22 protein-coding genes and 2 pseudogenes are annotated in these 25040 nt (G+C 41.2%); 16 read left to right on the forward strand and 8 right to left on the reverse strand.

The features are described 5' to 3' along the window. Position 1: 1 nt before the first annotated feature. From pta to LOC50_RS07395, 6 genes are all read left to right on the forward strand, one after another. Positions 2-2155: a phosphate acetyltransferase gene (gene pta, locus LOC50_RS07370; protein ID WP_250652977.1), complete on the forward strand. Its 2154-nt coding sequence runs from the start codon at positions 2-4 to the stop codon at positions 2153-2155. Between the two features lie 221 nt (positions 2156-2376). Next, positions 2377-2763: an ACT domain-containing protein gene (locus LOC50_RS07375; RefSeq protein ID WP_029609972.1), complete on the forward strand. Its 387-nt coding sequence runs from the start codon at positions 2377-2379 to the stop codon at positions 2761-2763. Positions 2764-2766: 3 nt separating this feature from the next. Beyond that, complete coding sequence (locus tag LOC50_RS07380; RefSeq protein WP_036982864.1) at positions 2767-3264, forward strand: PTS glucose transporter subunit IIA; 498 nt, start codon at positions 2767-2769, stop codon at positions 3262-3264. Positions 3265-3268: 4 nt separating this feature from the next. Continuing rightward, a complete protein-coding gene (locus LOC50_RS07385; protein WP_069439382.1) occupies positions 3269-3613 on the forward strand; it encodes an ArsC family reductase in 345 nt (114 codons plus the stop codon). After that, positions 3613-4743, forward strand: a complete 1131-nt coding sequence (gene dapE / locus LOC50_RS07390) for a succinyl-diaminopimelate desuccinylase (protein ID WP_250652978.1) — start codon at positions 3613-3615, stop codon at positions 4741-4743. The genes LOC50_RS07385 and dapE overlap by 1 nt, the downstream gene beginning before the upstream one ends. Continuing rightward, complete coding sequence (locus tag LOC50_RS07395; protein WP_036982866.1) at positions 4743-5438, forward strand: M15 family metallopeptidase; 696 nt, start codon at positions 4743-4745, stop codon at positions 5436-5438. Before dapE ends, LOC50_RS07395 begins: the two co-directional genes overlap by 1 nt. Here the strand turns inward: LOC50_RS07395 and LOC50_RS07400 are convergent. Then, complete coding sequence (locus LOC50_RS07400) at positions 5425-6300, reverse strand: DMT family transporter (RefSeq protein ID WP_250652979.1); 876 nt, start codon at positions 6298-6300, stop codon at positions 5425-5427. The two genes, LOC50_RS07395 and LOC50_RS07400, sit on opposite strands and share 14 nt — an antisense overlap. A gap of 216 nt (positions 6301-6516) precedes the next feature. Here LOC50_RS07400 and LOC50_RS07405 point away from each other — a divergent pair, with 216 nt between their 5' ends. From LOC50_RS07405 to LOC50_RS07420, 4 genes are read left to right on the forward strand one after another with little or no spacing between them, the layout of a single operon-like run. After that, on the forward strand, positions 6517-7881 hold the full coding sequence (locus tag LOC50_RS07405; RefSeq protein WP_250652980.1) for a COG3014 family protein: 1365 nt from the start codon (positions 6517-6519) through the stop codon (positions 7879-7881). Between the two features lie 8 nt (positions 7882-7889). Next, a complete protein-coding gene (locus LOC50_RS07410) occupies positions 7890-8315 on the forward strand; it encodes a YcfL family putative periplasmic lipoprotein (protein WP_036982869.1) in 426 nt (141 codons plus the stop codon). A gap of 11 nt (positions 8316-8326) precedes the next feature. Beyond that, the gene (gene lpoB / locus LOC50_RS07415) at positions 8327-8944 is read left to right on the forward strand and encodes a penicillin-binding protein activator LpoB (protein WP_051894383.1); all 618 of its coding nucleotides are present in this window, start codon (positions 8327-8329) and stop codon (positions 8942-8944) included. A 16-nt stretch (positions 8945-8960) separates the two neighbouring features. Beyond that, positions 8961-9428: an outer membrane lipoprotein gene (locus LOC50_RS07420; protein ID WP_036982871.1), complete on the forward strand. Its 468-nt coding sequence runs from the start codon at positions 8961-8963 to the stop codon at positions 9426-9428. Between the two features lie 97 nt (positions 9429-9525). Here the strand turns inward: LOC50_RS07420 and LOC50_RS07425 are convergent, their stop codons facing one another. After that, positions 9526-9972: a DUF4826 family protein gene (locus LOC50_RS07425; RefSeq protein WP_008110031.1), complete on the reverse strand. Its 447-nt coding sequence runs from the start codon at positions 9970-9972 to the stop codon at positions 9526-9528. A 119-nt stretch (positions 9973-10091) separates the two neighbouring features. After that, positions 10092-11486 carry a M28 family peptidase gene (locus LOC50_RS07430; RefSeq protein WP_250652981.1) on the reverse strand — a complete coding sequence of 465 codons (1395 nt, stop codon included), beginning with the start codon at positions 11484-11486 and terminating at the stop codon, positions 10092-10094. 380 nt (positions 11487-11866) lie between these two features. Between LOC50_RS07430 and LOC50_RS07435 the strand changes: the two genes are divergently transcribed. Both LOC50_RS07435 and yddG read left to right on the forward strand, forming a co-directional pair. Beyond that, complete coding sequence (locus LOC50_RS07435; RefSeq protein ID WP_250652982.1) at positions 11867-13714, forward strand: ABC transporter ATP-binding protein; 1848 nt, start codon at positions 11867-11869, stop codon at positions 13712-13714. A 182-nt stretch (positions 13715-13896) separates the two neighbouring features. Continuing rightward, positions 13897-14799 (forward strand): aromatic amino acid DMT transporter YddG, encoded by a 903-nt coding sequence (gene yddG, locus LOC50_RS07440; protein WP_250652983.1) that lies wholly within the window; start codon positions 13897-13899, stop codon positions 14797-14799. Positions 14800-14851: 52 nt separating this feature from the next. Here the strand turns inward: yddG and LOC50_RS07445 are convergent, their stop codons facing one another. Continuing rightward, a complete protein-coding gene (locus LOC50_RS07445) occupies positions 14852-15271 on the reverse strand; it encodes an MAPEG family protein (RefSeq protein WP_250652984.1) in 420 nt (139 codons plus the stop codon). A 273-nt stretch (positions 15272-15544) separates the two neighbouring features. Here LOC50_RS07445 and LOC50_RS07450 point away from each other — a divergent pair, with 273 nt between their 5' ends. Continuing rightward, the gene (locus LOC50_RS07450; protein WP_248474597.1) at positions 15545-15715 is read left to right on the forward strand and encodes a hypothetical protein; all 171 of its coding nucleotides are present in this window, start codon (positions 15545-15547) and stop codon (positions 15713-15715) included. A 318-nt stretch (positions 15716-16033) separates the two neighbouring features. On the opposite strand, the gene LOC50_RS07455 is transcribed toward LOC50_RS07450, so the two are convergent. From LOC50_RS07455 to LOC50_RS07470, 4 genes are all read right to left on the reverse strand, one after another. Then, a complete protein-coding gene (locus tag LOC50_RS07455; protein WP_248474596.1) occupies positions 16034-17155 on the reverse strand; it encodes an ABC transporter permease in 1122 nt (373 codons plus the stop codon). A 2-nt stretch (positions 17156-17157) separates the two neighbouring features. After that, entirely contained in the window at positions 17158-19947 is a 2790-nt protein-coding gene (rbbA, locus tag LOC50_RS07460; RefSeq protein WP_250652985.1) for a ribosome-associated ATPase/putative transporter RbbA, read from the reverse strand. After that, positions 19947-20951 carry an HlyD family secretion protein gene (locus LOC50_RS07465; RefSeq protein ID WP_250652986.1) on the reverse strand — a complete coding sequence of 335 codons (1005 nt, stop codon included), beginning with the start codon at positions 20949-20951 and terminating at the stop codon, positions 19947-19949. Before LOC50_RS07465 ends, rbbA begins: the two co-directional genes overlap by 1 nt. A 355-nt stretch (positions 20952-21306) precedes the next feature. Further along, the gene (locus LOC50_RS07470) at positions 21307-22320 is read right to left on the reverse strand and encodes an endonuclease/exonuclease/phosphatase family protein (protein WP_350309904.1); all 1014 of its coding nucleotides are present in this window, start codon (positions 22318-22320) and stop codon (positions 21307-21309) included. Positions 22321-22554: 234 nt separating this feature from the next. Between LOC50_RS07470 and avtA the strand changes: the two are divergent. The 3 genes and pseudogenes from avtA to LOC50_RS07485 form a co-directional block, all read left to right on the forward strand. After that, a pseudogene (gene avtA, locus LOC50_RS07475) lies at positions 22555-23118 on the forward strand (valine--pyruvate transaminase); the annotation flags it as partial. A 90-nt stretch (positions 23119-23208) separates the two neighbouring features. Next, positions 23209-23549 (forward strand): annotated as a pseudogene (locus tag LOC50_RS07480) (transposase); the annotation flags it as partial. 245 nt (positions 23550-23794) lie between these two features. Further along, positions 23795-24994 (forward strand): Nramp family divalent metal transporter, encoded by a 1200-nt coding sequence (locus LOC50_RS07485; RefSeq protein WP_250652987.1) that lies wholly within the window; start codon positions 23795-23797, stop codon positions 24992-24994. Positions 24995-25040: the final 46 nt, after the last annotated feature.

Below are 25040 nucleotides of genomic sequence, written 5' to 3' on the forward strand. Positions count from 1 at the left end.
TATGGCTCGTCGTATTATGTTGATCCCCGTTTCTACTGGGGTTGGTTTAACCTCAGTATCGGTGGGTTTGGTAAGGGCGCTGGAACAGAAAACTGTTAAAGTTAATTTTTTTAAACCTATAGCTCAACCACGCGCGGGTGAAACAGGCCCAGAAAAGTCAACACAAATTGTTACCCAAGGCTCACCTATTGATCCACCTACGTCATTTGCGCTGGATTACGCCGAGCAAATGATTGGCGATGGCAAAGGCGATGACCTGCTAGAAGAAATTGTAGAGCGTTTTCAAAGTAAAATTAACGATGATGAAGTGGCTATTATTGAAGGCATGGTGCCTACCCGTCGCCAACCGTATGCGGGGAGAGTAAATCGAGAAATCGCACAAACTTTAGGGGCGGATATCATTTTTGTACTTACCCCTGGCAATTACAACATTACTCAAATTGAAGACCGACTAGAAATAGCCGCTGGTAACTATGGTGGCATTGACCATCCTCGCGTGCTTGGCTGTATTTTTAATAAAGTAAACGCCCCCCTTGATGAGGAAGGTCGTGCTCGCGCCGATTTAGTCGATACCTATAAGCCAGAAGCGCTTGATAACGAATTAAACCGCTTAGCTTCTTTACCTATTTTTAGAAAAAACCCGTTTATGTTACTCGGCGCTATTCCGTGGGATTTTGAACTGGTTGCCCCACGTGTTAAAGATTTAAGTGCCTATTTAAAAGCCACTATTATCAACGAAGGTGATATGGTACACCGCCGACTCAGACGAATTACATTTTGTGCCCGCACGGTATCCAATATTTTAAACTATTTTACGCCAGGTGCGTTATTGGTAACCCCTGGCGATCGCTCAGATATACTCGTTGCAGCTTGCTTATCGGCCATGAATGGCACAAAACTAGGTGCAATTTTACTTACCGGTGGTTTTGAGCCTGAGCCGCGTATTATGGCGCTATGTGAACAAGCTATGCAAACTGGCCTACCAATTTTGGCAACCGAGGGCGATACCTGGCGCACTTCTTTATTGTTGCATAACTTTAACCTAGAAGTGCCTAGCGACGATGAACAACGCATTGAAAAAGTAAAAGATCATAACGCTGCACATATCGATTCTGATTGGCTGGACACATTAGCAAAAAGTGTGGGAAAAACCCGCAAGTTATCCCCGCCGGCCTTTAGGTATTTATTAACCGATAAAGCACGTAAAGCGGATAAAACGATTGTACTGCCTGAGGGTAACGAGCCTAGAACCATTAAAGCCGCTGCTATTTGTGGCCAGCGCGGCATTGCTAAAACAATTTTACTTGGCGATCGCGATGAAATATTTCGAATCGCGGAGCAACAAGGGATTGAACTGAACGAGCATGTGACTGTAATAGAGCCAACTAGTATTATTAATGACTACGTAGCACCTATGGTCGAAATTCGTAAAAACAAAGGCTTAACTGACGTTATTGCAAAGGAACAACTGCAAGATAACGTGGTACTGGGCACCATGATGCTAGAGCAAGGAAAAGTAGATGGGCTGGTTTCAGGGGCAGTCAATACCACGGCTAATACCATTCGCCCGCCTTTACAGTTGATTAAAACCGCACCAGGTTCATCATTAGTCTCGTCGGTATTTTTTATGCTTTTGCCTGATCAAGTGCTTGTTTATGGTGACTGTGCTATTAACCCTGATCCTAATGCTGAACAACTAGCCGACATTGCAATTCAATCTGCCGATTCTGCTGCCGCATTTGGCATAGAACCTCGTGTAGCAATGATAAGTTACAGCACGGGTAATTCGGGCAGTGGCGCTGATGTAGAAAAAGTCCGCGAAGCAACAAAAATTGCCCAACAAAAGCGTCCTGATCTCATTATCGATGGGCCATTGCAATACGATGCGGCCATTATGGAAAGTGTAGCTATTAAAAAAGCGCCAGATAGCCCGGTTGCCGGTAAAGCAACCGTGTTTATTTTCCCTGATTTAAATACGGGTAATACCACCTACAAAGCAGTGCAACGAAGTGCTGATTTGACCAGTATTGGTCCTATGTTACAAGGCATGCGCAAACCTGTTAACGACTTAAGCCGTGGCGCATTAGTTGACGATATTGTGTATACCATTGCTTTAACAGCCATTCAGGCGGCGCAAGTAGAAGCGCTTAATTAAGGCCTGTAATTAACATGCCTTTTTTATAGCCTAGCCATTTTTTATTTAATAATCAACTGGTTAGGCTATTTATACCTCACAACCCCCAAGCTTATCCACAGAAATTGTGGACAATTATTTTTTAGCTAATAAAAATATAGCACGGCCTAAACTTGAGCCTTTAATTTAGCTTCAATACTCTATACTATAAAGCTATTATTTTGCTGCTGGCGATACGTTTAATGTCAAAACAAACATTACAATTACACAGCACCGTGTTATCTATTCATAGTTTAGCCCTTGATGCTGACATACCGCCTGCGCTGTTAAAGCAACCGTTATTTTTTATCTCAAAAACGCATGATGAACTGTCAGTTGTTTGCCCTGTCGACTTTATTATTGATAGCCAAGACACTGAATCTAATTGGCAAGCACTGGAAGTAATAGGCCCTTTAGGGTTTTCGTTAACTGGCATTATGGCAAACCTGTCAGGTGTATTAGCCAGAGCCGGCGTGTCCATTTTTTCGATATCGACCTACGATACCGACTATATTTTAGTAAAAAAACAAACGGTCACCAAAGCAATTACAGCCCTTAAAGCCGATGGCTACAACGTGGTAACTCAATAAATAATGAAATCTGAAGACGTTAGCTATTTAACTAAAAATAAAATTCCTCGAAACGCGATACAAATCACGAGTCCGTTCAGTGGTAAAGTAATGCCAATGGAAGAGCATCCACAACCCTTTTTTCGTTTTGGCACACTCGGCCCAGGTATTGTTGTTAGTTTATCGAGTCATAAAGTATTAGCGCCCTTCAATGGCACCTTACTGCAGGTAAAAAGTGCCGGTTGTGAATTTATTTTAAAAGCCAATAACGGCTTAAAAGTATTAATAAACCTAGCTGTTCCCGATTCACAAACACTTACGCATACTCATATTGCTCAGCTTAACGGCAGCAAAATAACCAAAGGCCAACGCCTTGCTTATTTTGATTTACGTGAGCTCGACTCGCCTATTTTAGCCAGCCTTATAATTCTCAATGGCCATAATTTAGGCACTTTTCATTATTCTCACCCGCAAGTTAATGCCGGTGTAGATACCTTATTAACTATTATTAAAAAGAAGTAGATTTATGATCACTCTCTATGGCATTAGCAACTGCGATACAATTAAAAAAGCAAAAAAATACCTAAGCGATAACGACATCGCATTCACTTTCCATGACTACCGCAAAGACGGCGTTAATAACGACATGGTAAGCGACTTTGCAGAACATATTGATTGGGAACAATTGGTTAATAAACGTGGCACAACGTACAGAGCGCTTACTGATGAGCAAAAACAAAGCTTGACTAAACAAACCGCTATAAATTTACTCGTTGAACAACCGGCGATGATCAAACGTCCTGTTCTTGTTAATAACGGGCAATATCACTTAGGCTTTAAAGCAGCACAATACGATGAGATTTTTAAATAATGACCCATCCAGTAATTACCCTAGCCCAAGCCTTAATTCAGCGAGAGTCGGTTACACCTGAAGATGCCGGGTGCCAACATATGATGAATGAACGTCTAAGCGCCATTGGCTTTGATATTGAATCGCTATTTTTTACCGATACCCTAAACACATGGGCACGCAAAGGGACCCAATCGCCCCATTTTTGTTTTGCCGGTCATACTGATGTAGTGCCCACTGGGCCTGAAAAAAACTGGCAGCACCCGCCTTTTGCAGGCCTAATTGAAGACGGCTTATTGCATGGCCGTGGCGCTGCCGACATGAAAGGCTCATTAGCAGCGATGATTGTGGCAACCGAACGCTTTGTGACTAAGCATCCAGATCACAAAGGTTCCATTTCGTTTTTAATTACCTCAGATGAAGAAGGCCCGTTTATTAACGGCACTACCCGCGTGATTGATACTTTAGAGGAGCGCGGTGAAAAAATAGACATGTGCCTTGTAGGTGAACCCTCTTCTCGCGATGTACTCGGTGATGTGGTTAAAAATGGCCGCCGTGGTTCACTCACGGGGTTTTTAACTATAAAAGGCGTGCAAGGTCATGTGGCCTATCCACATTTAGCACAAAACCCAATTCATTTAGCCACGCCAGCTTTAACCGAGTTAAGCCAAACTGTGTGGGATATGGGTAATGATTTTTTTCCAGCCACCAGCTTTCAAATCTCTAATATTAATGGCGGTACGGGCGCAAGCAATGTGATCCCTGGGGAACTAGAGGTACAATTTAATTTTAGATTTAGTACCGAAGTTACTCATCAACAACTACAACAAAAAGTAAATTCCATTTTACAAAAACACAATTTAAATTATGAACTCAATTGGATTGTGAATGGCTTGCCGTTTTTAACCGATCACGGCCCATTGGTTGATGCCACCGTAGCCGCAATTAAATCGGTAACGGGGTTAACCACTAACTTAGAAACAACAGGTGGCACCTCAGATGGTCGTTTTATCGCACAAACGGGTGCTAAAGTTATTGAATTAGGGCCACGTAATGCCACTATTCATAAAGTGGACGAGTGTGTTAGCACCGACGACCTAATCGCGCTGGCCGATATTTACGAACAAATATTAGAGCACCTGTTAACTTAATGACTGCAAATAAAGAACTCATACAATGCATCACTGGCCAAAGTGATGCACATTTAGTTGCCATACAAAATCACTCTTTGCATGCCGATATTGTAAATGACTTTATTGCACTGCAAACAGCGGCTGCATCAGCAGGCTTTGACTTATGTATTGCATCAAGTTTTCGGGATTTTAACCGTCAATCAGCTATTTGGAACGCTAAATTTTCCGCTAAGCGGCCGGTATTAAACAAAGCCCAGCAACACGTTGATATTAATTCGCTCAGTGATATTGATAAATGCATTGCCATTATGCTTTATTCTGCGCTACCGGGGGCGAGTCGCCATCATTTAGGGACTGATTTAGATATTTACGATAAAGGCGCAGTAAGTGACGATTATGTTTTGCAATTGAGCCCTAATGAATATCAGCAAGGTGGGCCTTTTGCTAAACTAAGCCAATGGCTAGACACTCATCTAGCAGAATTTGGGTTTTATCGACCTTACCAGTACGACTTGGGCGGGGTAGCTCCTGAGCTTTGGCATATTAGCCACATAGCGCAATCAGCACAGCTTATTCGCCACCTTACGCCAGAAGTGTTGCACGACTGCATTAAACACAGTGATTTATTAGGTAAAGATGCTATTTTAACCCACTTACCTGCATTGTATGAACGCTTTGTGATCAATGTAAGTCCACCAGCTAAGCAGTTTTAGTCTTTTTATTTAAAGTAAAAACCAATACCGCTAGTAAAATGATACTGCTGGGGAGCATAAATTGTACAGTTAATGTTTCAGATAAAAACACAGCCCCTGCAATAGCCGCCAAAACGGGTACGCATAACTGAACTATGGCTGCATGCGTGCTCTTTAATAGTGGCATAGCCACATACCAAATACTGTACCCTACGCCAGATGCGATGGCACCTGAGGCTATTGCAAGTAACGCTCCTTCGATACGTATATTTTTAAGCTGGCTCATTCCCACCACAATTAAAATAGGTAGCACTAATAAACTACGAATAAAATTAAAGGTAGTGGCTCTTAGCGGCGACACACACGCCTTGCCACGAATACTGTAAATTCCCCACGTAATGCCACTTATACTCATTAATAATGCAGCTATCAGCGGTGGTGCTGTCTGTGAGGGCAGCATTAAGTAAACAAATGCCGCAAACGCCACTATAAATGCAAGCCATTGCACAGCACTTAAACGCTCTTGTTTATATATGCCCCAGCCAATCATTGTAAATTGCACCGCTGAGAATAAAATAAGCGCCCCCATACCGGTATCAAGCTCGATATAAGCAACAGAAAAACACAGCGCATATATCAATAAGCTAGCACTGCTTCGCCAACTGCCAGTATCGTTAATAATAGGATTACTTAACTGCGCTTTTTTATTTAACTGCCTAGTGTAGAGCAGCATAATAATGGTCAAACACACTGCCCCACTCATTAACCTAATAACGGTAAAATTCCACGCATCAATGTAGCCTTGCGCCAACGCTAACCGACACAATAACGAGTTTGCAGCAAAAGCAACTAACGCGATAATGGTAAACAGTGTTGCTTTCAAATTAATTCCTAACGTATTGATAAATATGTACCTTATTTATATACCGATTAAATTAACGCCCAATGCTGTAAACGTTAACATGGTTATTTTTTAAATGATAAAGTTTTTGTTAAGGGTTTTTGTTCTATGTTTATACACTACGCTTTTTTACAATCTTTCACACTTGTATTTATTGGCAGTATGTTAACCTTACAGAATAAATAAGAAGGAGTGCGTGTGCGTCACATTTTAATTTTTAGTCTTTGCTTTATTGTAAGTGGTTGTAGCACCATTGGCTTTGACGATCTCTTTAATGATTACGCCACTAATACCACCCCTATTAGACAAGCCATTACGAATAATAATATTGAGAGTGCACGCTCCTTAATAAGCAAAAACAGCAAAACACACAGTAATTATTTACTGAGCCAATTAGAGCAAGGCCGCATCGCGGATTTAGCCAATAACCCCGATAACGCACAAGTTCATTTTGAAAATGTCTATCAACAAATGCAATCTAAGCGCCAAGCTGCAAAAATACAAGTAAGTGCTGGGCTTGAGCAAAGTAATGCGCTGTTAACCAACGACTCAGCTATTGGTTATACACCGCCCGCCTACGAAATGAGTATGTTGCATAGCTACAAAGCGCTCAATTATGTTTATAAACATGATATTGAAAGCGCCTTAGTTGAAATACGCCGTGCTAATAAAGTACAAGTTGATGAACTACTAAATAATCAAAGCGAATTTGATAATGCCGCTGCCCAAGCACAGCAACACTACCCTAATATGGATAACTTAATTCGCTCGGTTAAAAATGGCTTTCAAAATGCGTACACGTTTTATTTATCAGGCTTGCTATATGAAACGGCAAAGCAAGGAGATGATGCCTACATAGACTATAAAAAAGCGCTCGAAATACAACCTAACAATCCGTATTTACAACACGATGTACTGCGTCTTGCTAAGCAACAAGGTTTTGCTGATGACTTTAACCAATTTAAACGCCAGTTTGGCGAAGTTAACAGCTTAGAAAAAAACCAAGGTGAAGTGGTTATATTATTCGAACAAGGCCTGATACCAAAACAACACGAATTTAAATTACGATTACCCATTTATACTTCACAAGGAGACGCCCGCTTTTATAGTCTCGCCATGCCCATTTATATAAATAATGCTTATGAAAGCACCGTTAACAACGTCAAAATTAATGACCATGTATTATCACTAAGCCCGTTAGTACACTTAGAAGCACTGGCCGCTAAAACGTTAGAGCAGCAAGTTGCTGGACGCGTATCGAGACAAATATTTCGCTTAGTGGCGAAAGAAAAGCTGCGCGCTGAGCTTGCCCGCAGTGGCGGTGATGTGGGGAATATTTTAGCAAACTTATATAATCTTGCATCTGAGCAAGCCGATACTCGCAGCTGGCTTACCTTACCCAATCAAATTAGTCTTGCCCGCAGTGCAGTGGCTGCAGGCGAACATACCTTAAATGTTGGCTCACAACCGCCAATAAATTTTACCGTTAGTAAGCAAAGGTTAACGTTAATCTACCTAACCTCTGTTAATAACTATTTTAACTCCCATGTAGTGCAACTTTAGGAGCCATCATGAAATACATACTCCCCATTATTGCGTTGTTTATGCTTAGTGCATGTAGCAGCCGACCTGTAACCTCAGGCATTGGAGTTGAACAAACTACCAACGCCTACAAAGAGCAGCTCAATGTTAACAATCCACAGTTAGCAAAAAAGCTATTAATTAGTGATGTAAAAACCCGTCAAACAAATAACTTAACCGACGTGGTAGTCACCTTGGCGAGTACCTATAAAAAGTCACAATATTTACAGTATCAATTTAACTGGTTTGATAAAGATGGCTTTGTAATTAAAGGCAACCACTCGCCGTGGCAAGCCCTCACATTATTTGGCTTTGCTAAAACTCAGCTTGCAGGACTCGCGCCTAGCCCTAATGCCGTTACTTTCTCTTTAGCTGTAAGAGAAGTGTCTACTGAAGCTCAAAAATTTAAAGATTAAAGGAAACCATGATGATCAATAAACAATTCAAATCACTCTCTGGCTATGCAATTTTAGGCTTAGCCGCACTCACACTAACCGGCTGTGCTAATAAAGCAGTCGTTAGTTATGGTGATGCCCAAGCCGTAGAAACCACAGATATAAACTTTGGCTCTACCGACCTACAAAAAGTAGCCTCGCAAATGACCGACTCACTGCTCAGTTCGCCAGTGGTTGGTACTATGACTGCCAATACACGCCCTGTGGTATTTGTTGAGCGTATTAAAAACAAAACCAGTGAACACATAGACACTGAGTCAATTACCGACTCAATTTCGACTCAATTACTTCGCAGTGGAAAATTTAGATTTGTTGATATGACCCGTGTAGAAGCGGTTCGTGAACAACTTACATTTCAAAATGAAGATGCACTGATCAATCCAAGCACTGCGGTGGCCTTTGGTAAACAAATTGGTGCGCAATATATGCTGTACGGTAACCTATCGAGCATTGTTAAATCCAATGCTGATAAAGCAGATGTATACTACAAATTTACAATGCGCTTAATGGATATGCAAAGTGGCCTTGTTGAATGGGCTGACGAAACTGAAATTCGTAAAACCCGTGAAAAATCTACCTTTGGTTGGTAACTAACAGGAGCGAACCATGAAAACACTTAGCTTATTTTTATGCACTTTATTAATATTTAGCGCCCCCACTTTTGCCAAGTATGAACGCAATAAAGCCGTTCCTGTGCAGCAAGTACTATTTGGTAAAGTGAAGTCGGTGCGCAACATTACAGAGCAACAATTGGTTCACGATAAAAGTAACGGTTGGAAAACCTTTGGGGGTGCCCTATTAGGTGGTGTTATTGGTAACCAGTTTGGTGGTGGCAGCGGTCGCACAGTAGCGACTATTTTAGGATCAGTGATTGGTGGTAATGTTGCGCATAATCAGCAACAGACACAACGCTATGAAAACCTCCAATTAGTTGAACTACTAATACAAGTAGAAAGTGGTGAACAATTTATGGTGGTACAAGACAACGATCCCGCTATGCCTTTTCACCAAGGTGATAATGTGCGCCTTATTTATTTAACTAATAACACAGTCCGCGTAGATAGCGCTTATTAGAGTCTATTTATGTTTCGAGCTTAATTATTAAAGTTCCAACAAAAAACCTAACTTAGGTCGCTAAGTTAGGTTTTTTTAATGTATTCACTTTTATTTATTAAGCGGGTTCTTTTGCCCAAAGCTGCTCGTTTTCATGCATTTCATATAAACCATGTGCACGGTTAATCAGTAAATTTGCAAAATCAGCTTGGGTTTTATCTCGCGCACCCGCGGTAATAATTTGATCGGCCTTTAACTGCCACTGCAGTGAAAAATAACGCATTGCATCGCGTGCATCTTTTGCTGCAGACGCTTCAGCATGATCGGTTGGTAAACGACCGGTGATCACCCAGTAGCTTTTACCGTTTTGCGCTTTAAATTTCCAAAGCGCACATAAAGGCGCTAAAAAGCGACTTTCTTTTTCAAGCAATGTTTTGGGCATAATGCCTTTTTCAGCTAAATGCTTTTGCGCATTTTGAAAGCATTCGCGCTGCCATTGAATTTCTTGTTGCTGAAGTTCAGCTTGCTGCTCTGGTGTTAATGGTTTTTGTTCTTGTTGCTGCATTTTAATAACCTTTTTACTTCTTTGTTTACACTTTAAGGGCATAACAAATAAGGCGCAAGCATAAATAGCGTGCTTAACACCTTATTCGCAGCTGTTTGCTGGGTTTTTAAGCAAACCGATTATTTTATGTTGTGATCAAACGACCCCACATCACCGGGGAACACCACTGGCGATTCAACACCCTGTTTATTCACGCTAGCAACGCCAAAATAGTAGTTATCAATAACCACATTTTTAAGCGTAAACTCGCTTACATTATCAACCCATTGGCTGTATTGCCATTGTGGCTCACTCGTATAGCGCCAGTAAATTTTGTAACCGGCAATATTTTTATCTTCCGATGGTTGCCAAGAAAGTGTGGTACTGGCGCGTACGGCACCACTAATTTTCACTTCTTTCGGTGGCGCTGGTGCCCATGCCATTGACGCTAGGCTCACCGCATTCAATGACGTGAGTTTTGCGGCGTAATCAAAATCAACCCCATCGATGGTATCACCGTACACTATGCCATTTTCGGTGCGTAGGTCTTGATGTTGACGGTCGTAATGCTCGTTAGTTTCCATTATACGTACAGCCGCAAAGCCCGCATCATTAAATGGGCGATGATGCCCTCCTCGAGCAAATCGGTCGAGTCTGTATACCAGCATAGTGTCTAAATTTTCAATGTACTTATCGGCAATGGTGTCTATGTAACGCGCTAAATTACGACTCGCTGAGTCAACTTCGCCACCTGTAAAACGACGAGTACGCGCTTGCTCTTTGGTTTCAACCACTCGCGTCCCTTCTGAAAAAATGCGTGCAGTGGTGTTATCGGTTACGCCATTAATACCGGTAATATTACCAATCATGTCGTTATTTAAAACACCATGAACCTGCCAATTATTTTTTTGCGCATAAGCGGTTAAAATTTTACCGCCAAATAAACCTTGCTCTTCACCTGAGAGCGCCGCGTAAACAACCGAGCCATTAAATGTATATTTCGATAAAACACGCGCTGCCTCAATAACACCGGCAATCCCTGAAGCGTTATCGTTTGCACCTGGCGCATCGCTGGTAAAATCCATTACATCACTAACGCGCGAGTCTATATCACCCGACATCATCACCATACGATTAGGCTCAATGCTGCCGCGCTGAATCGCAATTATGTTAACCACTTCTACAGGGTTAGGAATGCGCTTTTCTCCCGAAATGGTTTGTTTTACCTCTATTATTTCTAAGCAGCCACCACATTGCGCCGAAATCGCTTCAAATTCTTTTTTAATCCAACGCCTTGCAGCGCCAATACCACGTGTATCAGACTTAGTCTCTGATAGCGTATGTCGCGTACCAAAACTCACCAGCGTTTGAATATCACTCTCAATACGCTGCGCCGAAATTTCTTGTGCAATTTTATGCAATGATGCTTGTTGTGTAGACTCGCCAGCAAAGCTTGTAAGCGTTACAGAGCATAATGATGCCAACACACCATACTTTATAAGTCGATTAACTAACTTTAAACCTAAATAAGACATCGCATTGTTATCCTCATAATAAATGCTACCAACATGACAGCAGAAACCAATAACCGCAAACCTTTTGAGATAGACACTAAAAATCACACGCTTAATTACAGATTATTAACACCTTGAATTTTACTTACAATTTAACCCTCACCAAACAAGTCCTCTGTTCAAGCACACTATTTTAATAAAAATAATCACTTATACTGTTTTGACCGTATTTAGCACTGGGTATATCGTATTGGCTGGTAAAAAATAAAACCGGCCACACTAAGCTATAAACGGTTAACTCAACTTAAGTTAACCGACGCACACCTCATTCCCACTGCGCCTTTGTGTTTTACAATGGTATAATGGGACATCTTTATAAAATATTTAATTAAGCAGTTAATATGTATCGACTATTTGAACGGATGACTAAACCGTTCCCAGAGCGTTCTCCATCTCAGCCTCCTAAAACCCTTTTTGCATTTTGTCGTCACTACACTAAAGGCATGGAACTGTCGTTAGTGCTTATGTCGCTCAGTGCCGCATTACTCGCTATTTTAGAGGTGTCTTTATTTAGTTATATGGGACAACTGGTTGACTGGCTTGGCGAGTACACACCTGAAGAGCTGTTTTCGCAGCAACAATCCGCGTTAATAAAAATGGGGTTAATGCTTTTAGTCGTCATGCCTGTAGTGGTGTTTTTTAGATCAGCTATTTTACACCAAGCGCTATTGGGGAATTACCCTATGTCGATTCGTTGGTTGGCACACCGTTATCTACTGCGTCAAAGTGTCAGCTTTTATCAAAACGAATTTGCTGGGCGTATCGCTACAAAAGTATTACAAACCTCATTAGCAGTACGTGAGTCAGTCACTAAGTTACTTGATGTACTGATGTACATTGCTGTTTACTTTAGCTCAATGGTGTTTTTAGTGGCCGCCTCAGACTGGCGTTTAATGTTGCCATTATTAGTGTGGTTAGCATTGTATATTTGCGTGCAAATTTACTTTGTACCCCGGTTAAAAAGTATTGCCAGCTCACAGGCTGATGCACGCTCAGAAATGACCGGGCGTATCGTCGACAGCTACACAAATATTTCAACCATTAAGCTGTTTTCTTACACTCAACGCGAAGAACAATACGCTAAACAAAGTATGGATGTATTTTTACAGCCTGTTTATAAACAAATGCGCTTGGTCACCAGCTTAAACGTGGTTATTCAAAGCTTAAACTATTTGTTAGTGTTTTCGGTAGCAGCTGTGTCTTTGTATTTATGGTCGTTAAGCGCCATTAGTGCAGGAGCGATTGCCGTGGCATTGAGTTTATCGTTAAGGCTCAATGGCATGGCCCAATGGATCATGTGGGAAATTAGCAGCTTATTTGAAAACATTGGCACCGTGGCTGATGGCATGCGCACCCTTTCTAATCCTATTGCGGTTGATGACAAACCAGAAGCCGAAACGTTAAAGGTCACCCAAGGGGCAATCGACTTTAATAATGTACATTTTAACTACGGTAAAGCCGCGAATGAAAATAACCGTGGCCCCGTAATAAACGGATTAAACTTAAACATTAAACCCGGTGAAAAAATCGGCTTAGTGGGTCGCTCTGGCGCGGGTAAATCCACATTAGTTAACTTGTTGCTGCGCTTTTACGACACCGACAAAGGCAGCATTAGTATTGATGGCCAAAATATTACGGATGTAAGCCAAGAAAGCCTTCGCCGCTATATTGCTATGGTTACCCAAGATACATCCCTACTACATCGCTCAGTAAAAGATAACATTTTATACGGCAGACCCGATGCCACAGAAGCCGAAATGCTCGATGCGACTAAGCAAGCCAAAGCCCTTGATTTTATAACCGATTTAGAAGACAGCAAAGGCAATAAAGGTTTTGATGCGCAAGTAGGCGAACGAGGGGTCACCCTATCAGGTGGTCAACGCCAACGTATTGCCATTGCACGCGTACTACTTAAAAACGCACCAATCCTCATACTTGATGAAGCCACCAGCGCTTTAGACTCAGAAGTCGAAGCGGCTATTCAAGCAAGCTTAGATGATTTAATGACAGGTAAAACAGTAATCGCCATTGCCCATCGATTATCGACCATTGCACAAATGGACAGACTCATCGTGCTTGATGAAGGCGGCGTTGTAGAGCAAGGCAGTCACGATGAATTAATTGCCCAAGGCGGCATTTATGCTGCTCTTTGGGCACATCAAACCGGCGGCTTTATTGGCGTTGAGTAATTAAACTAATTGAAGGCGGGCTATTATTATAGCCTGCTCTTGTTAACTAAAATTAAACTTATTCTTTGATTTTAAAGCTATTTATAGTTATTTAGTCGAATTTTATAGTCTACCTCTTGCCCCACTGTTTTTAAAATGTCACATTCGCGACTGACTTTTTATCATTCATCAAGCAATTCACCATGTCATTTTTAAGCAAACATAAATACACCCTCTATGGGGTGTTCGCTATTTTACTTTGGAGCAGTTTAACTGCCTTTATTCGTGATTTATCAGAGTTATTTAGCCCTATTGGCGGTGCTGCTTTAATTTACAGCGTCAGTGCGATTTTTTTAATACTAGTCATGGGTGTACCAAGGCTAAGCAATTACCCAAAACGCTATTTAGTCTTTGGTGGCAGCTTATTTGTTATTTACGAAATGTGTTTAGCGTTATCCCTCGGCTTTGCAAATAGTCGCCAGCAAGCGTTAGAAATGGCAATTATTAACTACCTTTGGCCAGCGTTAACCATATTATTATCAATTATTGTTAACCGCACTAAAGTAAGCGTATTAGTCTACCCGAGCATACTGATTGCATTTTTAGGCGTTGCATGGTGTATTGCAGGCAACAGTGGTTTATCTATGGCTGTATTAACCGCTAATATTAGCGACAACCCATTGCCCTACTCTATGGCGTTTGCAGCAGCGTTTATTTGGGCTGTGTATTGCAGTGTAACGGTTAAACTTAGCGAGGGTAAAAATGCCATTAGTGTATTTTTTGCAGCCACGGCAATCTCTTTATGGATAAGTTACGGACTGAGTAATGAACCCAGCTTTGAGTTTAACGTATATTCTAGTTTTACTTTATTGCTGGCAGGGGTGGTTATTGGTGGAGGTTACGCACTATGGAACCAAGCAATAATTGGCGGTAACCTAGTGTTGTTAGGCACCTTGTCTTACTTTATTCCTGTATTGTCTACGCTATTTGCCTCTATTTACTTATCACTATCGCTCACCAACGCATTTTGGCAAGGCGTAGTATTAGTTACATTAGGCTCATTAATGTGTTTTATGGTGACGCGAAAAACAAAGCCAGCCCAATAAAATAAGTAAGCGAAAAGCTAGGGACTGTCTGCTTTTCGCTTTAATCATTTAATTAGCTTGCTAATCGCAGTCCTAACAGCACTAACATCACAATGTTTGCAATCACACCGATTAAAAAGAAGTAACTACGCGGGCTGGGGTTTTTCTCTGTGGCAATGGCGTAATACAGTGCCATATGAATTAAACGTGCAATAACGTAAACCCAAATACAGATTGCAAAAACCGAACTGTGGTAATTCATCACAAAGGCAAATAAAACCGTTCCTATAAATAACGCACTGTTTTCTAATGTGTTATGAAAGGTGCGATGCGCTCTAAATATAAAACTCTCATGAGATAGGTCTTTATCAATTTTTCCTGGTACAGCCCCAGGCTGTTTGGCTTTACTAAACGTCGCCACTGCCCACTGAACTAACATCATAATTAAATAAAAATAAAATGCTATAAACGCTGAATGTGCTATATCGGTCATTGTTTAATCCTTTGTGTAGTTATTAGAGTAGTCGTTACAGCAACTATCAAGCCAAAGATAAGCCACTGATGTATATAGTAATTACTTTTTAGTAAAATAATTTTTTGTAATAGATTCATTCTTTATATAAAACTTACTCTATCACAGCGTCTTGGTATTTTTTTAGAGTCTGAGCGCAACTTAAAACCAGTACTAATTACATATTTTTATAATTTTTATTTTAGCATTTATTCTAAGTGTTGTTTTATGGTGTTACTGATAACGGAACGGTAAATGAATATGATGAATAAAATAACCAAATGCTTGGTAACCTTAGCGCTATTGAACTGTGTATCAGCGCCCGCTTTTTCAGCTCAATATGAAATCGAAAAAGGTGAAAACTTGGCTAAGTTGGCACAATACAAAGACGTAGCCACCATTAAACGCAATTTCGCAAAAAAATAGCGCTTAATTACAGTGTATTAAACGCTGATCTTATACAAACGCTAAGCCAATATAAACTGGTTTTGAATGCGGATCAGCTACCGTCTTTAGGTATGCACACACAACAAAAAACTCGTTTAGCAAACAACGCGTTACAACAACTGAAAGGTTTACCACTTAACCCAAGACTAAACTAAGTCAAACCCATTCGCTTAATAATTATTGCGGATGGTATCACTCCCCCATACTTCAATAGCCACCCATTAGCGCTTTAACGTTAACGGGTGGCTTTATCTTAAACAGCCACTTTTTTGAAAACACGCGTTATATTTTAATACCCTAACCTTGCGCCACTGATTTACGAAAGCGCATTAATGCAACAGTAAAAAACACACTGCCAATAACAGTTAATGCTAAAAAGTAAGGCCAAACTACATCCCACCCTGCTCCTCGGTATAAAATAGCTTGAGCAAATTTTACAAAATGCGTTGTTGGCGCCAATAACATAATATTTTGCACCACCTCAGGCATACTTTCTCGCGGCGTAACACCGCCAGAGAGCATTTGTAATGGTAATAAAATTAAAATCATCAGTAACCCGAGTTGCGGCATGGTGCGCGCCTGTGTGCCTAACAATATACCCAGCGATGTGGTCGCAAATAAATGAATAGCAACGCCAAATAAAAATAAGCCTGGCGAGCCATGAATAGGCACTTGTAACAAACCTTCGATCACAATAAATAATGAAAACGCAGTTAGTAATAAAATCACTACCCCATTGGCCCAAATTTTCGCCATCACTATTTCAAAGGGGCTTAATGGCATCACTAATAAATGCTCTAATGTGCCGTGTTCGCGTTCACGGATCACCGCGGCGCCAGTTAAAATAATCGAAATCATTGTGATCACGTTCATTAATTCCATCACGCTACCAAACCATACACTTGTCATGTTTGGATTAAACATAATGTGCGCCGATTGCTTTATTGGCAGTGAATAAACGGTTCGATAACCTTGCACAAACTCATTTACTTCGCCGTTAATAATGGTTTGAATATAGTTATCACCAATAAATGCTTGCGACATGCGCGTAGCATCTATATTTACTTGAATTGTAGGTTGCTTAGCTGCAAGTACATCACGCTCAAAATAAGGCGGGATATTAAGCACAAAAGTATAGCGGCCATTATCCATAGCTGAGTCAACATCGCTTAATGAAATACTGTCTGGCGTTTTAAAGTAAGGCTCATAAAAGGCATTAATAATACGCTTAGATAATTGCGATTGGTCGTGATCAACAACTGCAATCGGCGCATTATTTAACTCTATCGACGTGGCTGAAGCCACCACATAAATCAAACCAGTAAAAGCAAAAAAAACAAATAGCAGTAAAACCTTATCACGCCATAAACTACGCAACTCTTTAATACCTAAATTAACAATATTTCCGTGACGTTGCATGGCTATTTGTCCTGCTTTGGAAGTAAAAATACACTGGCCAGAGTCAGCACAGGTATAAAAGCGAATAAAGGCAGTAGCTGGGCTGATAAATCAGAAAAATTAAGCGCTTTATTAAAGACCCCTCGACACGCCTCTAAAAAGTAGGTGGTCGGAAACAGTTTACCAATAATAGCGCCAAACCCTTCTAAGGAAGAAACAGGGTCAATTAGCCCACAAAAGTTAACGGCAATCATTAACACAACCACCGTAGTGGCTGCCAATGCTGAAATTTGTGTTTTTGTAAAAGCCGAAATTAACAGCCCAACTCCGGTAGTCGCTGTAACGTATAATAATGCAGCCAAACTAAGCGCCCAAAAGCTGCCTTTTAGCGCCACACCAAACACAGTAATAGCAAGTGCGACTAAGCCAAAAAAGCTGAGCATACTCACTAAAATGTAAGGCAGCTGTTTGCCAATAATAAATTCCAGCCGGTTAACCGGTGTTACATATAAGTTTATGATTGAACCCAACTCTTTTTCCCGCACTACGCCAAGCGCCATCAATATCGCAGGAATAAATACTAATAGCAGTGGAATAACCGCCGGCACCATGGCCTCAATGCTTTTAAAATCTTGATTATAACGATAGCGAGATTCAATATTAGCTGGCACTAAGTTTGGTACTTGTGCATAAGTGCGCAAAGATAAGTTGGTTAAATAGCTGTAATACAAGCCGCTCATATAACCATTAATCGTTTCTGCCCTAAACGGCATAGAACCATCAATCCACACTACAATTTCAGGTTTACGGCCGCGTTTAAATTGCTGAGCAAAGTTAGGTGGAATTTCAACGGCCACGCTTAACTCACCACTTCGCATTCGTTTATCAAGTTCTTGTGGGCTTTTAATATCTGCTCTTTGAATAAAGTAACGTGAACCTGCCATATTTTGAATGTAGTTGCGGCTCTCGGGCGATTGGTCTTGATCTAGTACCGCAAAGCTTAAATCTTCAACATCAAATGTAATGCCGTAACCTAAAATAAACAGTAAAATTATCGAGCCCAGCAAAGCAAACGTTAGGCGAATAGGATCGCGCCATAACTCTAGCGTTTCGCGATGCGCATAACCAAATAACCGCAACAAACTAAATGCGGGGTTAATGTTATTTTTACAAGTAGCGGGCGCTGTAGCCAATGCTTTGGTTTTATCCGTTATCGATGCTTGTATCGCCGAGCTTGCTCCGGCTGCATTTACCGCCTCTTCTAAATATTCAATAAAGGCAGCTTCTAGTGTGTCGGTATTACGCGCTTGGCACAGTGCAGCTGGCGTATCGCTGGCAAGTATTTTACCTGCATGCATTAACGAAATTCTATCGCAACGTGCCGCTTCATCCATAAAGTGAGTCGAAATAAAAATAGTCACGCCTTGTTCGCGCGAAAGCTCAATGAGTAGCTGCCAAAAGTCATCCCTCGCAACGGGGTCGACCCCCGATGTGGGCTCATCAAGTATGAGCATTTCAGGGCTATGTACTACCGCAACAGCAAGCGATAAACGCTGGCGAATACCTAAGGGCAAATCGGTAGGAAAATCGTCACTGTATTTTTTAAGGTTAAACCGAGTAATTAAATCTTTAACGCGCGGCTCTATTTTCTCTGCAGGCAAGTGAAATAAACGCGCATGCAATACCAAGTTTTGCTTTACTGTAAGCTCGTTATAAAGCGAAAACGCTTGTGACATAAAACCAACGCGTTTGCGGCTTTCGATGTTATTGGCATCGACCTTTTCACCAAACAATTTTGCTTCGCCACTGGTTGCCGGTTGTAACCCCGTAAGCATTTTCATTGTGGTGGTTTTTCCACAGCCATTTGAGCCTAAAAAGCCAAAAATTTCACCTTGTTCAATACTCAAGCTCACCTTGTTAACGGCGGTAAAATCACCAAATGTTTTACATAATCCATTTGCTTCTATAGCGAACTGAGTTGTGTTTATGTCTTGTTTGCGAGGTGGCACAACTAACCGCTGATGATCATGGCGCTTTTCTTCAGGAAGTAATGCTATAAACGCCTCATCAAGCGATTCTTTATTCGTTTGCGTTTTTAGGTTTTGTGGGCTGCCCGTACCGATTACTTTTCCATCGTCCATAGCGACTAGCCAATCAAAATCATCGGCTTCTTCCATGTAGGCGGTCGCAACCAGTACGCTCATCTGTGTATTTTCAGCGCGAATACTGTTTATTAATTGCCAAAATTGACGACGCGATAACGGATCAACCCCGGTTGTTGGCTCATCTAAAATTAATAATTGAGGGTCATGGATCAGTGCGCAGCACAAACCGAGTTTTTGTTTCATCCCGCCAGAGAGCTTTTCTGCGGGGCGATCGGCAAATGCCTCTAAGCCTGTACTTTTTAAAAGGTTATTAATTCGTTGTTTTCGCTCGGCTTTATTTTGAGAAAATAGACGACCAAAAAAATCTATATTTTCAAACACAGAAAGTGTTGGATACACATTTTTGCCAAGTCCTTGAGGCATGTAAGCAATGCGTGGCGACACCGTATTACGAAAACCACTGCTGCGCATATTGCCGTTTAATACCTCAACCTCCCCTTCTTGAATCGTCCTTGCCCCTGCGATAAGTGCCAACAAGCTTGATTTTCCTACGCCATCAGGGCCTATAAACCCGACCATTTTCCCGGCAGGTAATGAAATACTAATGTTGTCAAGCACGCGATTATTAGCATAGCGATGGCTCACCTTAGTAAGCCTAACCACACTTTCACTTGATGGCTGTTGAATGTTTTTATCGTCGTTATCCATTATTCAGGCACTCGTACCTGTAATGACGTAGGCCAATTTTTTTCAGGCGCTAACAACACATAAGCAAGCCCTGGCACCCCTGTTTTTACTTGTTTGATATGATCTTTTAATAACTGCGAGTCGAGCTTTACCTTAACTCTAAACATCAGTTTATCGCGCTCGTTTCGGGTTTCTACCGATTTAGGGGTAAATTGCGCCTGTGCAGATACAAACGTCACTTTAGCCGGTAATGTATACTCGGCAATAGCATCAATAACAATGCGCGCTTGTGAGCCTATTGTTACCTTGCCCGCTTGCGCTGTTGGTAAATATATACTCATATAAACATCGGTTAAATCCAATAACGATAAAACCTTACCACCACTGCCAAGCACTTCGCCAGGTTCAGCTAATCGATACAATATGCGTCCATTGATTGGTGCTGTGAGCGTGCTGTCGGCTATGTTGCTTTGTAATCGCTCAATACGTGCCTGCGCTGCTTCTATTTCAGCATCCGACTGCACAACTTTTACGTTTGCCGCGGTTAAAGCAGCTTGCGCAATAGTAGAGGTGGTTCGTTGTTGATCAACCACTTCTTTTGAAATATGGCCTTTTTCCAATAATTTTGCAGAGCGGCGCAATTCAGTTTGTGCAAAATTAAGCTCACTTTTATGCTGCTCTACAATCGCTAATGCGTATTTACGAGACTCATTAGCAACACGAAGCCCCGCCTGAGCTTCACGTAACTGTGCATTTAAATCATCAGTGTCAATAACCGCTAACGTTTGACCCGCTTTGACCATATCGCCTTCTTGCACCATAACGTCAACTAAGCGGGCCCGGTAATTTTGTAACAATATCGTACTCAGTCGCTTCAATTCGCCCATTTCCATAGGCAACACTGTCAGGGAGTTGTTCAGCAAATGATGTAGGCTGCAAGGTTTGCCAAGCATACCAGCCAGCCCCCCCACAATGACCAAAACAGCGAGCTTACTCAAAGATTTGAACGTTGATTTAATTGTCATGTGCTAAAACTCCATGTATGTATAAAGTAATGTAAGTGAGGGTAGTCAAGGTAAAAATTTTTATGATACAGCACGCTATTTGTTATATTAAAGCAACCCTGCCTTGAAAGTACAACATGGGTAGTTGTAATAAGCAATTTAAACGAACTTAAAAATCCAGCGTCACTAATCTACCATCCTCACCGTTAATAAAGGTGATGTGGATCAATATAAATTAGAGTTAATGCACTATTTATTAGTGATTTTTTAAAACAGCAGGATAAAAGAAAGGGATAACATCAAGGCACCTACTGAGCGCCTTAATATTAATTATGTCAGCGGCAGATTAGCTTATAATTTTTAGTAACAAAACCCGTCACGACCTTAATGCTAAGCTAATCAATACCACGCCATGATCGGTGCTTAAATCATCACGCTCAAATTCAGGGTTAATTAAATGACGATCGTAAGTATGGTACTGGCTCACCTCAAAAAAGCTGTCGTCGTAACTTGAGTCAAACTCGCAAGATAGCAAAATATAGTCAAGCACTGAGCTGCTCGCGCCAATATAATGGGTAGGCTTTCGCTTTAAATCTACTGTATTTTCATTATTTTGATTAGCCGAATTTAATTGCGACCTTGTAAATAACTGCCACGCGTCGTTAAGGCAATATTTTGCAAGGTAAGTTTTACTGTCAAACGTCGGGGCAAAACGCAGCGTATTAGTTAACAAATGGCTTAATACACCATCGGCTAAGTTGTTATTAAAATCGCCCATTAAAACTATTGGGTTTTGTGCAGATTCGCGGCGTGCAATGATGTCTATCATCAGCAATGTAGCCTCACTGCCACGCTGAATTGTTGAGCCCCAACTCCCTGCTATATCGGCTTTTAATAGCTCGATAATGTTTTTTTCGGGTGTGAGATCTTGGTTTTGCTCATCGAGCTCTATCATTGAGCGCTTAGACTTAAAATGCACCACATAGCAATCGGTATTGCCGATATGCGGTAAGGTTATTGTAGCTCTAAGCACCTTTCGGCTAAATGTAAAATCCTCAGTTAAGCCAAGGGTTTTAGCAAGCTCATGGTCATGCTCAACACTCGCCACTTCAACGATGGGATATTTAGCAGCAAGCGCTACTACAGGGCGTTTGTAAATAAAGTCGTCGATTACCTGGGGCTCATCTACCACGGCAAAGTACGCATAACCTTGCTCTTTAACTAATTCTTTAAGCGACTTAATACTAAATACTTCTTGAAAGCCAATCACATCAGGCTGATGCTCGGTTAAGTAATTTACAAGCCAACGCTGCTTTTTAGCCCACTGCTCTGCAGTGTATATGCGTTCAAATTCATAATAGGCATTAGGCGGCTCGAGGTAATTAAACAAATTAAAAGTAGCAATTTTAAGGCTCGTATCAGTAATAACCGAATCGTCTGCTGTGGTGTTTAAAGGTGTTTTAGTGTGTGATTCAAGGTTGCTGATAAGGCTGCCCTACTTAAAATATTAAAAACGATCATAGTGGGTTATCGCTATAGTAATCTAAGCGGTGAAAATTTTTCAATATCAAATTCATAGTGTTAATTTACACTAACTTATCATTTTTTAAGGCACACGGTCATTATGGATTACTCAAACTTTGGCACTAAATTTACTCAACCTAATGGTATTACTCAGTTAATTGAAGATTTAGGCGATGCTAAAAACAGTAACAATCCAAATATTGTTATGCTCGGTGGTGGTAATCCGGCCTTAGTGCCTGAGGTTAATGATTTTTTATCAATGAGTTACAAAAGTTTGTTGTGAATAATACACTTTCCAACGTATTTAGACTTTACGATGGCCCTGCGGGTAATGGCAGCCAAGCCAATTTTTTTGTTATTCAATCTGTTAGCTGGCAGTATGCCTGATGGAAGCCATAAAAAGGTTTTATTTCCGCTGGCACCTGATATGTAGGCTATGCAGATCAAAGCTTAACAGACGATATGTTTGTAGCAACAAAGCCCGATATGGAAATTTTAAATACTGAAAGTGGCTCAAACCAATTTAAATATATCATTAAATTTAAAGCTGTTGAGCAAGTATTAGCAAGCGACAGCAGCATTAGCGTACTGTGTGTCTTGCCCTACTAACCCTATAGGTTATGTCATCACTGATGAAGAAGTACAGCATCTCGATTTATTAGCTAACCTGAGCTGCACATAAGAAATGGAACTAAATGCCCTTGCGGTGATCAGATCTTTCGACCAAGAAACATAAGATTACCGAGGCAAGGGCATGAATAATTTAGATGCAATTTACCTAGATGTCGATGATTTTTGTTTATTGTTTGAACCTCAATGGCTTAAACACCTAATAGAATCAGGTGAAAAGCAACGAATTAAGCCATCTCGACTATCCTCTAGCGAAGTGATGACTATATTAATTGCCTTTCATCAATCAGGTGTGTGTCACAACATGCGTATTCCTCGCAACCACGTTTTTGCGGGAGAAGCCAAACGAGGCAAAGGATCAATGGGCTGGTTTTATGGCTTTAAACTTCACCTCATCATAATGATGAAGGGGGTTTATTAGCTGTAAAAGTGACAGCTGGGAATGTTGATGATAGACAGCCGGTATTACTGTTATTTATTGATTGTATTAATTTTGTGCAAACGCGCCCCCCCCCTTTAAATTTATATATAAGTTGGTATCCTACGCGACCTTTTTTAACATATGATTATCATCAAACAAGGGTTTGCCAAGGGGCGGCTATCGCTGCAAGGCACTTTATATAAGTGGCAGCAATAATACAGGCATCGCGTTATAAAACGTTAGATGTAACTTTAAATAGCAATATGCAAAAGTACTATTAAGGTCAATTATGCGATTAGGACCAGGACTACTCGTCACCGCTGCCTTCATTGGACCAGGGACTATTACGACTGCCAGCGTGGCAGGTGCAAACTTTGGTTTTGCACTAATATGGACATTACTGTTTTCAGTTATTGCCACCATACTATTACAATCTATGGCGGCGCGCCTTGGCGTAGCCACCGGGCAAGATTTAGCGCAAGCGCTAAGAGCTCACATTGAAACGCCCCTATTTAAATCTCTCGCTATATTTTTAGTGATCAGCGCCATTGGAGTAGGTAGTGCCGCCTACGAGGCTGGCAACCTTAGCGGTGCCAGCATGGGATTAATTGAAATATTTCCTCATGTTAATGCCCAGCTTTGGACGCCACTCATTGCATTTTTAAGTGCGGTGTTACTTTACAGCGGTAAACACAAAGTTGTTGAAAACGCGCTTATTTTATTAGTGATTTTAATGAGCCTAGTGTTTATCTCTACGTTAGTTATGGCTGCTCCCTCGCTGAATGATGTGTTAGCAGGCTTTATTCCTAGTATGCCTGAGGGTTCAATTACCACGGTATTGGCATTAGTGGGCACCACCATAGTGCCGTATAACTTATTTTTGCACTCCGGCGTACTCGCTGCTAGACACGACAGTAACAGCGACATGCAAAAAGTGATTAAACAAACAAATGTTGATACAGGCCTATCAATCACTTTAGGCGGTGTGATCACTTTAGCTATTTTATCTACAGCTTCAGTTGCATTTTATGGCACCGATGCGGGGCAAATTAGTGCGGCTAACATGGCCGTGCAGCTAGAGCCATTGCTTGGCGACGCCGCTCATTACTTTTTTGCTATTGGTTTATTTGCTGCAGGTTTAACAAGTGCTATTACAGCGCCGCTTGCCGGTGCTTACGCCGTGTGTGGCATGTTAGGTTGGTCAAATAAAATGGATAACACCCGCTTTAAAAGTGTCGCCATTGTTATTTTATTATTTGGTGCAGCCGTGGCGTCTCTGGGTTTAGACCCTGTTGCCGTGATAATTTTTGCCCAAGCAGCTAATGGCCTATTACTGCCTATTGTCACCACTTACCTTGTGTGGCTGGTTAACCAAAAATCAGTAATGGGCAAATACACCAACTCAATGTTGGTAAACTTGCTTACTTTACCGGTGTTAGTGCTTATTTTTGGCTTAAGTGGTTACAAGCTGTTTAGTTTGATTTTTTGATATCAAGACGCAATTTATACACACAAAAGCCGCTATATTAATAGCG

Source organism: Pseudoalteromonas sp. SCSIO 43095 (assembly GCF_023650455.1).
Taxonomy (GTDB): domain Bacteria; phylum Pseudomonadota; class Gammaproteobacteria; order Enterobacterales; family Alteromonadaceae; genus Pseudoalteromonas; species Pseudoalteromonas tetraodonis.